Here is a 14634-nt window from a genome sequence, read left to right as displayed (position 1 = left end):
TATTCGGAAGCCCTTACTACGGAGCGTCATGCCGATGCAGCAAGCCCATGCCCGCCGCTTTCTTTCGACTACCCTCTGTGCCGCCGCGCTGCTCGCCGCTGGCGTGCAACCCGCCGCTGCGCAGACTCTATCGGTCAATCCAGCATCCAGCGCCGCGACGGGCATCGCCGACGCCAACGCTTCGCCCGTCGTACCCGTGCCGCCGTCCGAGCTGTACGGCGCGCTATATCGCGATGTCGAACTCGCGCATCTCTACCCGGACAGCAAGACCTTCGCCGACATGGTGCCAAACGCGCCGCCGCAACAGATCGTCGCCGATTATGCCAGGCAGAAGGACGACGCGCAGTTCGCGCTGAAGTCGTTCGTCGCGCAGCGCTTCACGCTGCCCGCGCGCGAGACGAAAAACTACGTGTCCGATCCGAACCAGAGCATCACGGCGCACATCGACACGCTCTGGTCCGTGCTGCGGCGCGATCCCGATGCCAGCGCGAGTCCGTGGTCGTCGCTGCTGCCGCTGCCATATCCGTACATTGTGCCCGGCGACCGCTTCGACGAAATTTACTACTGGGACTCGTACTTCATCATGCTTGGATTGAGGCAAAGCGGACGCGAAGATCTGCTGAAGAACGAACTCGACAACTTCGCGGTCTTGATCGACCGGTACGGCCATATTCCGAACGGCAATCGCACGTACTATCTGAGCCGCTCGCAGCCGCCGTTCTTCGCGCAGATGGTGCGTCTCGCCGCCGATCGCGAAGGCGATCAGGTCTATCTGCGCTATCTGCCCCAGTTGCGCCAGGAATACGCGTACTGGATGGACGGCCATGACAAGGTCGCGGCGGGCGGCGCCTACCGGCATCTCGTGCGTCTGCCCGACGGCACGCTGCTGAACCGCTATTGGGACGAGCGCGCCACGCCGCGCGACGAATCGTATCGGGAAGACGTCGCCACCGCGCAAGCGACGCCGCAGCGCAACGCCGAGGACCTGTGGCGCAATCTGCGCGCGGGCGGCGAAACGGGCTGGGATTTCAGCTCGCGCTGGTTCGCCGACGGCAAGACGCTCGCGACGATCGAAGTCACATCGCTGGTTCCCGTCGATCTCAACTGCCTGCTCGTCGATCTCGAACGCACGCTGGCCAAGGCGTATCGCGTGCAGGGCGACGCGTCGCATGCGGAAAATCTCGAACGGCGCGCTGCCGCGCGCGCCGACGCGATCCGCCGCGTGCTGTGGGACCCGCAACTCGACGCCTTCGGCGATTACGATTTCGTCGCGCATCGGCTCACACACCGGCTCAGCGCAGCGACGGTCTATCCGCTGTACGCGGGCGTCGCGACGAAAGCGCAGGCCGCCGCAGTGGCCGCGACCGTCCGCGCTCGACTGCTGCGTCCTGGCGGCCTCGCGACCACGACGGTCGACACGGGCCAGCAATGGGACGAACCGAACGGCTGGGCGCCGCTGCAATATCTCGCCGTGACGGGCTTGCGGCGCTACGGTCAGACGGACCTCGCGCAGCAGATCGCCACGCGCTGGATCGGCACGAACGTCACGTATTACCAGCACACGGGCAAGCTGGTCGAGAAGTACGACGTCGATGCGAAGGCAGGCACGACGGCGGCGGGCGGCGGCGAGTATCCGTTGCAGGACGGCTTCGGCTGGACCAATGGCGTGCTGCGCACATTGATGGCGATGTACCCCGGCGCGGCAGGCCCATCGACCCGTCCCGCCGATGTGCCTGCGGGTCCGGCGGGCGTATCCGAAGCGGCCTCGGCAGCCGCCGCCGCGCCGAAAACGACGCACCGTCTGCGCGCGACGCCTGCGCCTGCCTCTTCGCCCGCGCGCTGATGCGCGCACGCGGCTGACGCGCCGTCTAACTGCTTGTTACGAAACTCGCACACATGTTGCACCTTCGGCATGGGCCGCCACGTACACTGCGCTCACAGTATCCAGCGCGATTCGATGCACGACGCTATTGAAATCGGACGCGCTGGCGCAACATCGGTTCGATCAAAACAAACGGGGTATCAGCATGACCGCTTTCGGGAAAGCCACACTCGCCGCCGCAACGCTCTTTCTTGCCATCAGCGGGACGGCGCATGCGGCGGGCTGCATCAAAGGCGCCGTAGTTGGCGGCGTCGCGGGACACTACGCGGGCCATCACGCCGTGGTTGGCGCGGTGGGCGGTTGCATCGTCGGGCGGCATCTTGCGAAAAAACACGCCGACGAACAGGCCGCGCAACGCGAGGCCGTTCACGCCCAGTACCAGTAGCACCGGCAAGCCAGCGTGCGTCGCTCGAAATGGCCTTCGCGATTTAAGTCTGTCTTAATTGTCCCGGCTCATTATTCGTTCGCAGGCTTGTCGTTGGATCCCTGCCGACGGGAGTTACGCCTCAGTGCTGACTTCCGTTCCATGTAACACCAGTCATCCCCTGTAGTGCCGCCAGAGCATCGGCGGCACCTTTTTCCTGCCGACCACAAGGCCCCCGCCCGCGCAGGAAACGAAGAGAAGAGGTACATCACCATGTCGAACAAGTCGAGAAGCCGCAAACAGAACCGTCCCGCTCCCGCCATGTCGCCGCTGCTGCGCGCACTGACCTTCAGCCGCGCCGCACACGAGCCGATCACGCGGGCCATGCTGTTGCAAGCCTACGCAAGTCTCGACGCGTTCCGCCGCGGACAAGGCTCGCGCGAGCTGTTCACGACGCTCGGCCGGCAACTGCTGATCGCCGAAGAACTCAGCCGTATCGGCCACCTGCCCGAAGCGATCGACGATATCGCCGAAGCGCAGATCGCGATGACCGACATCGACGGCGCGGAAAAAGCGCGCGGCGAGTGGAAGGTCGAAGGCGACAACTACGCGTGGCTGACCATCGCGCTCGATACGTTCGACCGCCAGCTCGCGGTTGCTTCGCTGGAAGATATCGCCAAGGCCGAAGCGCGGATGATCGAAGGGCTGATGCGTACCGAGCAGGAACTCGCGCACCCCGTCGCCGCCTGAGCACATTGCCTGGCGCGCCGCCCTTTCAGGCGGCGCGATGAAAAGCGGAAGCCGCGAAAGCTACAGCTTCAGCAGTTCGGCCTGCATCCAGTCATGCACCTGATGGCTGAGTTCCTGCGGCGACCGCTCCACCGGCGACAGCGTCGGACCAATGACGACGCGGATTTCCCCTGCGCCCATCGGCCAGCCTTTCGCGGGCCACACCTTGCCGGCGTTGTGCACCACGGGCACGATCAACGCGCCCGTCGCGCAAGCCAGACGCACGCCGCCCGACGTGAGCTTGACGGGCGCGCCGTGCGGCACGCGCGTGCCTTCCGGAAAAATCACCACCATATCGCCTTTCGCGAGACGCTCTGCCGCTTCACGCGTGACGGCGAGATGCGCCTGACGCGGCGAGCCGCGATCCAGGCTGACCATATCCAGCCCCTTCAGCACCCAGCCGAAGAACGGAATGCGCAGCAAGTCCTGCTTGAACACAAAGCTGATCCGGCGCGGAAAGAGCGCGAGGAACGCGAGCGTTTCCCACGTCGATTCGTGGCGGCACAGGACGATCGACGGCTCCTTCGGCAAATGCTCCAGACCTTCTATCGAGCAGCGAATGCCGAACGCCGCGCGCATCACGGCGACGAGCGCCCGGCACCATAGCGCCGCGAGCCGGTAACGCGCCGACCGGCTGATGAACGGATACAGCAGCAGCATCACCGTGGACCAGATGGTTCCGCTTCCCAGCAGATAGACGATGAACAGCCATTTTTTGAGCACAGCGAGCATGTTGTGTGACGTCGACGGAGAGTGAGAAGGCGCAAGCCAAACCCAGATACTACCGGCGATGAAAAAATCGCACGCGGCAAAGCTGCAGCTCGCCCCGGCTCGACCCAACGCGCGACGCGCGGCACGCAGAAAAGAAAACGCCGGCCAGGGCCGGCGTTCATGCTGTAGTTTTGACGGCCACGGTCGCCTGACGGCGCCGGAAGGCTAGACATTCGGCAAAGGTTCGCGCCGTGTGGCGCTCACGCTTTGCAGACGGTTCAACCCTTCGCCTCTTTCGATTTATCGCGTTACGCGCAAACTTCCCCCGTGCGCAAGCAGAGTATCGCCGAGCCGCACGCGTCGTTATGTGGTCGACCGAACGTTCAGACAAAACTCGCCGCGCAGCCGCGCGTCAGGACAGACTCGGCTGCGTGAATTCTCTCGACAGGACGTCCAGGTCCGCAGCCGGAACCGGCCGGCCAAGCAGAAAGCCTTGCAGCGAATTGCACCCGAGCCGCGTCAGAAACTCCTTTTGCGTCGCGGTCTCGACGCCTTCCGCGACGATGTCGATACCCAGCGTATGACCGAGCGTGACCACCGACGAGACAATCGCCGCATCCTCCGCGTCATGCGCCAGTTCCCGCACGAAGCCCCGGTCGATCTTCAGTTCGCTCGCGGGCAGGCGCTTCAGATACATCAGGCTCGAATAGCCGGTGCCGAAATCGTCGATGGAAATGCGCACGCCCATTTCGTGCAGGCTTCGCAGAATGCGCAGGCTCGCGTCGACATCGCGCATCGCCGCCGACTCGGTGACTTCGATCGTCAGACGGCGCGGATCGACGCGATGCCGCGCGAGCGTGTCGCGCACCAGCGACGTCAGTTGAGGGTGGCCGAACTGCACGGGCGACAGATTCACGGCGACGTTCCAGTCACAGCCGCCCGAATCGAGCCATTCGCGAATCTGGCGGCACGCTTCGTCGAGCACCCATTCGCCGATCGACACGATCAGCCCGGTCTTTTCGGCAAGCGGGATGAATTCGTCGGGGCCGATCAGGCCGCGCTTCGGATGCGCCCAGCGCACGAGCGCCTCGACGCCCGTAATCGGCCCATCGGGCGCGGCGAATTGCGGCTGATAGTGCAGCACCAGTTGCTTGCGCTCGACGGCCGCGCGCAGGTCCTGCGTCAACTGCAACTGGCCCTGCATGTTCTCGTTCATCGACGGGTCGAAGAAGCAGTACGCGTTGCGGCCCAGCGACTTGGCGTGATACATCGCGGCGTCGGCATGCGTCAGTGCGTCGTGGCCGCAAGCGCCGTCGGCGGGACACATCGCGATGCCGATGCTGGTCGAGATGCCCAGTTCGTGACCGTCGATCTCGAACGGCGCGCCGATCACGGCCAGCAACCGGCTGGCGATGGACATCGCGCCCGCCTCGTCCTCGCCGGGCACGAGCAGCACGAATTCGTCGCCGCCGACGCGCGCCACCGTGTCCCGTGCGCGAACCGCCGTCGCGAGCCGCTCTGCCACCTGCACCAGCAGCCGGTCTCCGACCTGATGGCCGTAGGCGTCGTTGACGACCTTGAAGCCGTCGAGGTCCATGAACATCAGCGCGAACCGGCTGCCATCCACACGCGTTTTCGCCAGCGCTTCTTCGAGCCGTGCTTCGAGCAGCACGCGGTTAGGCAGCTTGGTCAACGCGTCGTGCCAGGCAAGATAGCCGAGTTCCTGGTTGGCTTGCGCCAGCGAACGGGTGAGCGCCGCGTTCTCCGCTTCGAGCCGCAGCTCGTCGAGCACGGAAATCGACAACGCGATGCCCGTCACCGCGAGCGTCACGATGATGATGACGACGGCGACCCACGTGCTGTTCACGCCGTCCGACGCCGCGACGCACAGGCTGCCCACGGGAAAGGCCGCCGCCGACATGCCCGTGTAATGCATGCCGACGATCGCGAGTCCCATCACGACGGCGGCGCCCGCGCGCAACGGGCGCACGCGGCGTGAGTTGTGCCGCAGGCTGAACGCGGTCTTCAATGCGACGCCCGAGGCGGCGATGGCGATCCCGATCGACAGCGTGAAAAGCCCGGCGTCGTAGACGATGCCCGGCTCCATCTGCATGGCGGCCATGCCCGTGTAGTGCATGCCCGCGACGCCGACGCCCATCAGGACCGCGCCGCCCGCAAGTCGCCCGGCAGGCATCGCGTCCTGGCAGACGAGCCACAGGGCGAACGCCGACGAGGCGACCGCGATCGCCAGCGACAGCACCGTGACGACGGGATCGTAGCCGAGCCGGATCGGCAGGCTGAACGCGAGCATGCCGATGAAGTGCATCGACCAGATGCCGAGGCCCATCGCGAACGCGCCGCCCGTGAGCCACCAACGCGCGGCCCGGCCGGTCGCCGTCGTGATGCGGCCCGCCATTTCAAGCGACGTGTACGCGGCCAGCACCGCGACAAGGAGCGAAAACAGCACGAGAAGACTGTTGTAGCTGCCCTGTAACATGAGAGCCCCCAGAATGTGCCTCTCGAACGCTCGCCGGACTTGCTGAATGAAGCAGTCCGTTATCCGCGAAAAGAGGCGTATGAAGTATGGTTTATCGACATCCGACAGCAAAATGTTAAGTGCGGAATGTCAAATTCCGAGGCTCTGCTCGGTTTTACGATTGCGTTCGTAGGTGTCCCACTGGCCTGGCGGCGGAATACGGTGTATTGCGCTAGTCGGCCATCACCAGTATCCGCACCTTGCTCGTCAGCGACGGCAAGACGAAATCGGATATGCGGCCGGCGCGGACGTCGAACATCAGTTGCTCGAGCCTGTCGAGCAAAGACGGACCTTGGCTGAGCGCGAACGCGCCCGCGCTCGCGCCTTCAATCTCTCTCATGAGGGCACGACGAGCCAGCACGATGCGCTCGACGGCACTCGCTCTCGATACGAAAAACTCTTCCACGTAGGCCGAATCCTTTTCGGCGCATCCAGCGTATTGACAGCGCTTGCGCCGCGTAGCCGCAAATAGTGACAGAGGCGTATGCCCGATGGCCTGACGTGAAAGAAGCGGTGAGGAAGCGTTATGGGCGGCAGTGCGCCGCCTTCAATCCTTCGAACGTCAATCGTCCTTCTGATTGCCGGCGCGTGAATGTCACGCTTCGGCAAGGGCGAAATCTGGCTTTGGAACTTCCAGATTGTGACGGCCAGCCGGCGGACTTACGCTCCGCTCAGACATCACCGTCGTCGACCGCCCTCGCATCAGAAAGGAGACACCATGCTTTCCGCTTTGGTAGAAACGGTAGGAGCGCTCGGCATTCTGGCGAGCGTCGCAGCGAAGATCGCCGAGCTGCGCAAGGAGTACAGGCGCTGCAAGAAAGTGGGCGCCAATAAAAAAACCCCTCCGGAGAGGGGTCGATGAATCGCCCGCGAACCGTGCCTTCCGTTCAGCCCGAAGCGTCATCAAATTCCCCGCGATGAGACCCGTGGGGATCGCCGCAAGCCATTCCGTCAAGCAAGCTTGATCGAAGTCGGGTCCGCCGTCAGATAGCCGACCGCCGCGCCGAAGCGATCCTTGTAGTTCGCGCGCACGAGCGGATCGAGCGTGGTCTGCACTTTCGCGTGCAAGCTGCTCCAGTCCCCCGCGTGCTGGAAATTGCTCATGATGTAGGTCCAGCCGTTGATTTCGTCGACGGCATGCAGGCCCGTCGACTCGGCGCCCGCCGGGCACGACAGGATGCGCGACAGCGTCTTCGTGTCGACGTGGTACGCCCAAAGGAAGTTGTTGACGTGCATGCCGCTGTCTTCGCCGATGAAAAGCGTGCGCAGCTTCTCCGAGAACTTGAGGTTGTCGGGGTTCGCGATCTTTTCAGCGTTCGCCGTATTGCCCAGGCTGTCCGCCGTCGCGAGGTCTTCGCCGACGAGTGCGGCGGGTGCGCTCATATCGACAGGCACCCATTCGCTGTTGATCGCCGCGCCGCCCAGGTCGCTCTGCCCGCCCTTCATGTTCAGCGCGTAGACGGCACCCGACGAGATACCCTTGTCCAGCGCGATGTCGGTCGAATGCGCGTTGCCGCGCACCATCGATGCGGTGATCTGCGACATCGCCGAGTAGAGAATCTTGTCTTTCGCGTTGACCGTCGTGCCTTCGAGCTTCGTGAAGCCCATGCTCGCGCCGCGCAGCGCGGCGTAGCGGTGCGTCTCCAGGAACGCGGCCGCCTTCTCCATGCCCGGCTTGATGCGAATCCAGTTGAACTTGCCGCCGAAGTGAATCTGCGTGTAGGTCGGATCGCTGGGCGGCGTGGACTCGTTGGTGACGATGTCCATGATGTCGGCGTTCGTCAGCGTGTTGGCGAGCGCTTCGATTTCGTCGCTGGTCGCGTGGCCGAGATTGAGCCACGTAAGCGTCGCGGCGCCCGCGCCCGCCGACGATGTTTGCGCCCACTTCGCCACATACAGCGTACCCGCCGAGAGATCCGCTTCCTTGTCGGCGACGAACATGAAGAGGCCGCCGTTGGTCGCGTCGTCGCCCATCAGCACGGTGCGCTTGTCCGGCATCACCTGGATCAGCTCGTGCGAAATGCGGCCGAGGCAGTAGTGTTTCCTGACCGTGCCCGTGCCGTCGGGATTCACCGTCACTTCCGGCAAGTGTCCGTAGTGATACGGCCGTGCCGTCGTCGTACTGCCGTACAGGTTCTGGCTATACGCCTGGAACTGCGTGTTCGTCGCGATCGTCGCGGCGTCCGGCTCGTACTCTTCGCTCGACAGATGCGTGTTCCACGGCGAGAGGCTCGCGCCGCACGTGATCCACAAACCATGCGCGCCCGAGGTGTCCACGTTCGAATAGCTCACGAGCGTGAGCTTGCCCGTCGCCGGGTCCTGATCGAGCGTGAGCACGGCGATCGGCGACGGCAGCTTGCCGTACATGTCGCCTGCGGCCGTTTGCGTCTGGTCGCGCGTCGCATACTCGAACTGCACGACGGCGAACACGGGGTTGCCCTTGACGCCTTTTACCGTCGGCTTGTCGAGGCGAATCAGCGACGTGCCGTCCGGACAATCCGAGAAGAACTGGCGTTCCTTGCCGGGCACGGAACGGTCGATGATCGGCTGATTGTCGATGTCGAAATAGCCACCCGCGACGATCGTGCCGCCCGTCGTGTTCGGCACCGTGTCGCCCGTGATGAAGAAGGGCTGGTACGCGAGCTTGTAGCTGCGGCTGCTGCCGTCGGCGAACCGCGCGGTCATCGTCGAGGCGACCGTGGTCGTCGCCATCGCGGCGGGATCGGCCAGCGACGGCGCGGCCATGCCGGCGAACGACGCCGCCGTGAAGGCCGACGTCGAAGGCGCAGGCGTCGCGCTGGCCGAATGGTCGTTGCCGCTGCCGCAGGCTGCGAGCAGCGAGGCGGCGGCCGCGCTGCCGAGCGGCAGCATCGGTGCGCCGGCGATAATCTTGAGCGCCTTGCGGCGTGAGTAGTCGAGTGGCTGCGCCATGTTGTTGTGATCCGTTGGTGGGGATGGGGTGGTTGGCTCAACAATCAGCCCACGCCGCGGATCAGTCGTCCATGGCGCGCCGTGATGACGCGCTAATTTAATGAATGATTATGAAATATCTTTGACAGGCTTTTGTAATGTTGAAATTAAATTTCAGGCGATCTCACACGCGTCCTGCGACGGGAATCAGCGCACCCGTCACGCACTGAGCTTCCTTTGACAGCAAAAACGCGATCACGCCGCCAATCTGCTCCGGCGTCACCCAGCGCGTGAAATCGGCATCGGGCATATCGGCGCGATTCTGCGGCGTGTCGATGATGCTCGGCAAAATCGCGTTGACGGTTGCGCCCTTGTCCTTGAGTTCTTCGGCCAGCGCTTCCGTCAGACGCATCACGCCCGCCTTCGACGCAGCGTAGGCGCCCATCCCCATGCCCGCCTTCAACGCCGCCATCGCGCCGATGTTGACGATGCGGCCGCCCGTGGCCTTCGTCAGATGATGAAGCGCGGCTTTCGTGGCATTGACCGTGGTCTTCACGTTCACGTCGAACATACGTTCCCACGTATCCGCGCTGCCGTCGGCGACCGTCTCCCAGCTAAATCCACCCGCGACGTTCACGAGCGCATTCAGACCGCCGAGCTGACTCGCGATCGAATCGACCGCGCGCTGCGCCGCATCCCGTTCCGCGAGATCGACGCCGCTCGCGACATACGCCTGCGCCAGCGATGCGGGCACATTTCCAGGCGCCTTCCCTCTGCCGATCAGCGCGACTTTCGCGCCGCGCTCCGTCAGCACCTGCGCGGTCACGAGACCGAGATTACCGAAGGCGCCCGTAATGGCGACGATGGTTCCATCCAGACTGTTCATGAATTACGCGCTCCCAACGCAGATCGATGTCCGACGAACGAACGCCCTGTGACGCGTTCATTCGCGGCACAGGGCGCACTCGAAGACAGTGTTGTCGCAAGGTTCGCTCGCGTCAATCGACGGAATCGCGAGGTGTTCGTCGACGCAGACGGGAGGCCCGGCAAAAAGCGCTGGACGCGCGGCAAAGTTCGCACGGCGCGCACCACAAAAACGGACGATCGGACAAAGCGGCGCGACGCAAGGGCAAAGGTCTTTGCAGGACATTGCCTCATAGTGAATCCCGAGACGGCATCGAGCACCATGCATCATCTGTTGCAGCAAGCGCGTTCAACGACGTTAGCAGCAAGGTCGTGTGAAGTCAGGTGTCCAGCCTTTTCCATCGCCGTGGTGGGACGCGACGCGTCCTTCAGCGGCCACGAGAATCCGCGACCCTTTCGTCACAGGAGGCCTTGTCATGCGTCACCTGCCGGACTTGCAGCGACGCTGCATCAGCGATATTTCGCAGACTCAATTGCTCGCGCTATTGCACAGCGACGTGCTGACGCGCGAGAGCCTCGCGCTCTTGCCGACCGTGCTGCTGATTGCGTGGCTGCAGGTTCATACGCATGTCGGCTGGGATGCGTGCTTCGCAATCGTGCGGCAATTGAACAACGACCACGGCAGGCATATGCGCGAACTCAGCACCGCGCTGTCGCTGTTGAGATCGCTGCGCGGCACCCGGATACTCGATCCGCTTGCATGGCATGCCGCAGCGCGGCGCATCCTGCACGCGCTCGCGAGCGAGCTTCGGGTTCTCCATTCGATGCCACGGCGAAGCGCCTTCGTCCGCGTTGCGCGTGGCGGCTTGACCACACGCCATCGCGTGACCTTCACGCTGCGGCGCAGCGGTCAGTGGCTGGAGCTGTCGCGTGACTGGCTCGCCGTCCGAGCTTCGGCACCGGTGACATGGCTATGATGCTTTCGCCATGCAGCGGGCGGCTGGCCGAACTTGCGCCGGAACGCGCGATGGAACGAGATGCATCGAATGGCCCTAAGCGTGACATAAGCTTGACCCGGTACGATCGGGCGACCTTTCCCACAGGGTTTCTATCCCGCCACGATCACAGCATGAATACACTCGAAGCGTTCAATCAGGCGCTCTTTCTCACGATCAACGCGACTACGTCGACGCCTCGCTGGCAAATCGACGTCGCGTCGTTCATCGCCGACTATGTGATCTATTTCGTTCCGATGGTGCTTGTCGCGCTCTGGCTGTCGGGCCTGCGAAACCATCGCGCGACGGCGCTGCGCGCATGTTGCGTCGCGCTGCTTGCGCTCGGGTTCAATCAGATCATCGGTCATGTCTGGATGCATCCGCGGCCGTTCATGATCGGGCTTGGCCATACGTTCATCGAGCACGCGCCGGATTCGTCGTTTCCGAGCGATCACGGCACGGTGTTCGCCAGCGTTGCGTTGACCTTGTTGCTCGCGCGCATGCGTTGGTACGGTGAGCTAACACTCGTTGCAGGGCTGACGGTCGCGTGGGCGCGCGTGTTCGTCGGCGTGCACTATCCACTGGATATGGCCGGTGCCGTTGCAATTGCGTGTGTAGCGTATGGGGTCATCACGCCGCTCTGGTCGTTGACCGGCAACGCGGTGACGGACAGCTTGATTGCGTTGTATCGGAAGGTGCTGGCGTGGCCGATTGCGCGCGGGTGGCTTGTTCAGTGAAGCTTTCGTGGTCGCTGCTCGTCAATGAGGTCGAACCACTCGCCCAAAAAACAAACCGCGACAGGCGTCCCGTCATATGACGGCGCGTGTCGCGGTCGACTACATCGAACTGCGCGCTGGCTGTCGCGCCAGCGCTTTGCCGATCAGTGGTGTTCGAAAACAGGCACCGAGTAAGAGCTCGGGGAGAACGAAGCGCGTTGACCGCCTTGCGACGAGCCATCTGCAACACCGCCGACGCCGCTGTTTTGAACGCCGTTAGCAGCATCGACCTTTGCTTCAGCAGCTTGGATGTTGGCCGGGTATTGCGTGTCGCTGCTATTCGACGGGACATAACCCGCTTTTTCCAGTTGCACCAGCTCGGCGCGGACTTGAGCACGGGTCACCGGCTGGCTGGATTGCGCGAATGACACGACCGGAACAGCGAGGACAGCAGCAACTGCAAGAGCCTTGATGAGCGATTTCATGATCATTACCTCCAGTATTCGTTTTCGGAAGCTTCGAACTGTTTTGTTCGTTGCGTTGAAAACAGTGTAGGAGTGTCGGCTCTGCGGATAAACATCTGATCAACCAACTCACAGTTTCAGGAAACGTTATAAACCGCCCGAAACTGGTGCGCGATGCGTTGCGGATCATGTGAGAGGCCCGCGAGCGTCAATCAGCCGCCCTGTGCAGCAGTTCGAATTCGAAACGCACACCGTGCAATTCGATCCAGCGTCGCGCCCACCTCAGCGCGCATTGCATCGCCTCGTCCGGCGCGTCGTACTTCGGGCCGATCAGGCCGGAGCGCGCGACGCGGCAGCCGTTCTGCGTGATTTCCGCCCAGCCGCGAAACATCGCGCCCGGCACGGGATCGGCCGCGACGTACACGACATAGCCTCTTTCGTCGATCACGCGCGCGCCCTTCACGGCCAGTCCCATCCAGAATGCACGGCTGGAGGTATCGGGGCGCAACTCGTGCGTGAGTTCCTGCTGTGCCGGCGATGCCTGCCACGACGCCTGGCTTTTCCAGATCACGCGAGGCATGCCGCGCTCTTCGATCGAGGCATCGTCGCGCTTAGGCATGGGCTTTTTGCTCACGCATGGCGTCTCGGGCACGTACGCAAAACTGCGTCCCATCTCGCCGAGGATGCGGATCATCCCGGCGAGTTTGCCATCGAGCCGCCACGCTTCGAGACGGCAGCGGCAAGTCGGTTGCGACGGATAGTGCGCGGGCAGCTTCGACCACGATTGCCCCGTGGTCAACACCCATAGCACCGCGTTGGCGACCACGCGCGTCCTGATGCGCGGACGACCACGCCTGAGAACGCCCGCACGCGGTTGCGCAGTGAGAATCGGCCCGACCAGCGACCACTCTTCGTTGGAAAGCTCCTCGAAATGCATTCCCTTCTCCCGACCTGTCTGCGCGTGCCGTCCAGCCCAAGCGAAAGTCAGGTGTGTGCTCTCGACAAGCGACACACGCACGCGCGTTGACATTGACCCACGCCGCAATTTTTGATGCAGTCAGGATTCGGAGCGGGCTCGACGTCCAGCCCGCTGAATCTCGCGTCAGGAAATCCCTAACGAAAACGAACGGGAGAAGAGATGAACCAGCAACCTGCCCCGCCGTGCTTCTCATCCGTCGATGCACAAGCGCTACCGTGGACACCGTCGGCGTGTGCCAGCGGCGTTCAGATCAAGAATCTCGGCAAAGCCAATGGACGCGCGATGCAACTCGTTCGCTTCGATGCGGGGACGGTGTTTCCGATGCACCTGCATACGGGACCGGAGTTCATCTACATGCTCGAAGGCGAGGCCATTCAGAACGGCCAGCGACTATTGCCGGGATGGGTGGGCATCGCGGAAGCGGGAACGGTCGACGATCGCTTCCGAAGCGATACGGGCTGCGTGTTCCTGTTGATCTACGATCTCGCGCAGCGCTTCTGCTGAGCGCGCAGATCGCATCGAAACACTCACTACAAATGCTTACAAAGCCGTTGCGGTAACACGTGCACCGCGCCCGTTCGAGCGGCGTTATTGCAGGCACACACCACCCGTGGAGCCAACGATGAGCGCCAACGTCACGAACAGCATTGCGCAACGCAGCCGTATCCATCCCTTGATCGCGGGCGCGGCTGTGTCCGTGATCCTCGCGAGCGCCACCGGCGTTGCCGCGATGACAGGCATTCTGCCCGTATCGCACGCGGCGCCCCCGGCCACCGAGCAGATCGCACCCGCCGCGGCGCAAGCGGCGAGCGCGCCGCTCACGGCTGCCCAGCAAACGGGCGTAGTGCAGCAAACGAATGCTGCGCAACCGGTCGCGCAGCCCGTCGCGCAGCAAGCGCAGACCGAGGCTCCCAAGCCCGTTGTTCATCACACGCACAAGCCGCGTGTCGCGCCGGCTCCGCAATACGCAAATGGCGACTACTCGCAAGCGTCGGCGCAACCGGCAGGCACACGGCAAGTTGCCGCCGATCCCTATGCGGGCGAAGTCGTTGCCGTCAACGCCGTGCAATCGTCCGAGCCGACGACGGGTCTCGGCGCCGTGGGCGGCGCCGTTGCGGGCGGCCTGATCGGCAATCAGTTCGGCGGCGGGCGTGGGCGCATTCTCGCTACGGTAGTGGGCGCAGTTGGCGGCGGCGTCGCGGGCAACGGCATCGAGCACGCCGTGCGCAAACAGACGAGCTACCAGGTGCAGGTCCGCATGCAGGACGGCAGCTATCGCAACTTCACGTACGCAACGCAACCGCAGGTGCAGGTTGGACAACGCGTGCATGTATCGGGCGACTCGCTCACGGCTTCCTGATCGCGCAGTTACCTGGCGTTACACACGCAACAGGGCGGAAGCAACATGAGAACGACTGCATTTC

The 14634-nt window shown here is 63.6% G+C and carries 15 protein-coding genes; 8 read left to right on the top strand and 7 right to left on the bottom strand.

Annotated elements, in window-relative coordinates:
• Window positions 1-34 precede the first annotated feature (34 nt).
• The 3 genes from treF to PPGU16_RS29075 all read left to right on the top strand — a co-directional run bounded on the left by treF (window position 35) and on the right by PPGU16_RS29075 (window position 2996).
• Complete coding sequence (treF, locus tag PPGU16_RS29085) at window positions 35-1843, top strand: alpha,alpha-trehalase TreF (RefSeq protein WP_434064441.1); 1809 nt, start codon at window positions 35-37, stop codon at window positions 1841-1843.
• A gap of 184 nt (window positions 1844-2027) precedes the next feature.
• A complete protein-coding gene (locus PPGU16_RS42725) occupies window positions 2028-2267 on the top strand; it encodes a hypothetical protein (protein WP_224028822.1) in 240 nt (79 codons plus the stop codon).
• 252 nt (window positions 2268-2519) lie between these two features.
• Window positions 2520-2996 carry a hypothetical protein gene (locus PPGU16_RS29075; protein WP_180726215.1) on the top strand — a complete coding sequence of 159 codons (477 nt, stop codon included), beginning with the start codon at window positions 2520-2522 and terminating at the stop codon, window positions 2994-2996.
• A gap of 60 nt (window positions 2997-3056) precedes the next feature.
• Here PPGU16_RS29075 and PPGU16_RS29070 read toward each other — a convergent pair whose 3' ends face one another.
• From PPGU16_RS29070 to PPGU16_RS29060, 3 genes are all read right to left on the bottom strand, one after another.
• The gene (locus tag PPGU16_RS29070) at window positions 3057-3767 is read right to left on the bottom strand and encodes a lysophospholipid acyltransferase family protein (RefSeq protein ID WP_180726214.1); all 711 of its coding nucleotides are present in this window, start codon (window positions 3765-3767) and stop codon (window positions 3057-3059) included.
• A gap of 391 nt (window positions 3768-4158) precedes the next feature.
• Window positions 4159-6243, bottom strand: coding sequence for a putative bifunctional diguanylate cyclase/phosphodiesterase (locus tag PPGU16_RS29065; RefSeq protein ID WP_180726213.1), 2085 nt, complete (start codon window positions 6241-6243; stop codon window positions 4159-4161).
• Window positions 6244-6454: 211 nt separating this feature from the next.
• The gene (locus PPGU16_RS29060) at window positions 6455-6688 is read right to left on the bottom strand and encodes a hypothetical protein (protein ID WP_180726212.1); all 234 of its coding nucleotides are present in this window, start codon (window positions 6686-6688) and stop codon (window positions 6455-6457) included.
• Window positions 6689-7000: 312 nt separating this feature from the next.
• On the opposite strand from PPGU16_RS29060, the gene PPGU16_RS29055 reads away from it, so the two are divergent.
• On the top strand, window positions 7001-7144 hold the full coding sequence (locus PPGU16_RS29055; protein ID WP_180726211.1) for a hypothetical protein: 144 nt from the start codon (window positions 7001-7003) through the stop codon (window positions 7142-7144).
• A gap of 89 nt (window positions 7145-7233) precedes the next feature.
• On the opposite strand, the gene PPGU16_RS29050 is transcribed toward PPGU16_RS29055, so the two are convergent.
• Window positions 7234-9213 carry a PhoX family protein gene (locus PPGU16_RS29050; protein ID WP_180726210.1) on the bottom strand — a complete coding sequence of 660 codons (1980 nt, stop codon included), beginning with the start codon at window positions 9211-9213 and terminating at the stop codon, window positions 7234-7236.
• 163 nt (window positions 9214-9376) lie between these two features.
• A complete protein-coding gene (locus tag PPGU16_RS29045; protein ID WP_180726209.1) occupies window positions 9377-10078 on the bottom strand; it encodes an SDR family NAD(P)-dependent oxidoreductase in 702 nt (233 codons plus the stop codon).
• 454 nt (window positions 10079-10532) lie between these two features.
• On the opposite strand from PPGU16_RS29045, the gene PPGU16_RS29040 reads away from it, so the two are divergent.
• Both PPGU16_RS29040 and PPGU16_RS29035 read left to right on the top strand, forming a co-directional pair.
• The gene (locus tag PPGU16_RS29040; RefSeq protein ID WP_180726208.1) at window positions 10533-11033 is read left to right on the top strand and encodes a hypothetical protein; all 501 of its coding nucleotides are present in this window, start codon (window positions 10533-10535) and stop codon (window positions 11031-11033) included.
• 152 nt (window positions 11034-11185) lie between these two features.
• On the top strand, window positions 11186-11788 hold the full coding sequence (locus PPGU16_RS29035) for a phosphatase PAP2 family protein (protein WP_180726207.1): 603 nt from the start codon (window positions 11186-11188) through the stop codon (window positions 11786-11788).
• A 143-nt stretch (window positions 11789-11931) separates the two neighbouring features.
• Here the strand turns inward: PPGU16_RS29035 and PPGU16_RS29030 are convergent, their stop codons facing one another.
• Both PPGU16_RS29030 and PPGU16_RS29025 read right to left on the bottom strand, forming a co-directional pair.
• A complete protein-coding gene (locus tag PPGU16_RS29030) occupies window positions 11932-12252 on the bottom strand; it encodes a DUF4148 domain-containing protein (RefSeq protein ID WP_079494455.1) in 321 nt (106 codons plus the stop codon).
• A 187-nt stretch (window positions 12253-12439) separates the two neighbouring features.
• Window positions 12440-13168 carry a DUF6566 family protein gene (locus PPGU16_RS29025; RefSeq protein WP_180726206.1) on the bottom strand — a complete coding sequence of 243 codons (729 nt, stop codon included), beginning with the start codon at window positions 13166-13168 and terminating at the stop codon, window positions 12440-12442.
• A gap of 201 nt (window positions 13169-13369) precedes the next feature.
• On the opposite strand from PPGU16_RS29025, the gene PPGU16_RS29020 reads away from it, so the two are divergent.
• Window positions 13370-13714, top strand: coding sequence for a cupin domain-containing protein (locus PPGU16_RS29020; protein ID WP_180726205.1), 345 nt, complete (start codon window positions 13370-13372; stop codon window positions 13712-13714).
• Window positions 13715-13832: 118 nt separating this feature from the next.
• Window positions 13833-14570 carry a glycine zipper 2TM domain-containing protein gene (locus tag PPGU16_RS29015; RefSeq protein WP_180726204.1) on the top strand — a complete coding sequence of 246 codons (738 nt, stop codon included), beginning with the start codon at window positions 13833-13835 and terminating at the stop codon, window positions 14568-14570.
• Window positions 14571-14634 lie beyond the last annotated feature (64 nt).

Source organism: Paraburkholderia largidicola (assembly GCF_013426895.1).
GTDB classification, from domain to species: Bacteria; Pseudomonadota; Gammaproteobacteria; order Burkholderiales; family Burkholderiaceae; genus Paraburkholderia; species Paraburkholderia largidicola.
The sequence above is the reverse complement of the archived record's forward strand: the minus strand, read 5'-3'. Positions and strand labels throughout refer to the sequence as shown.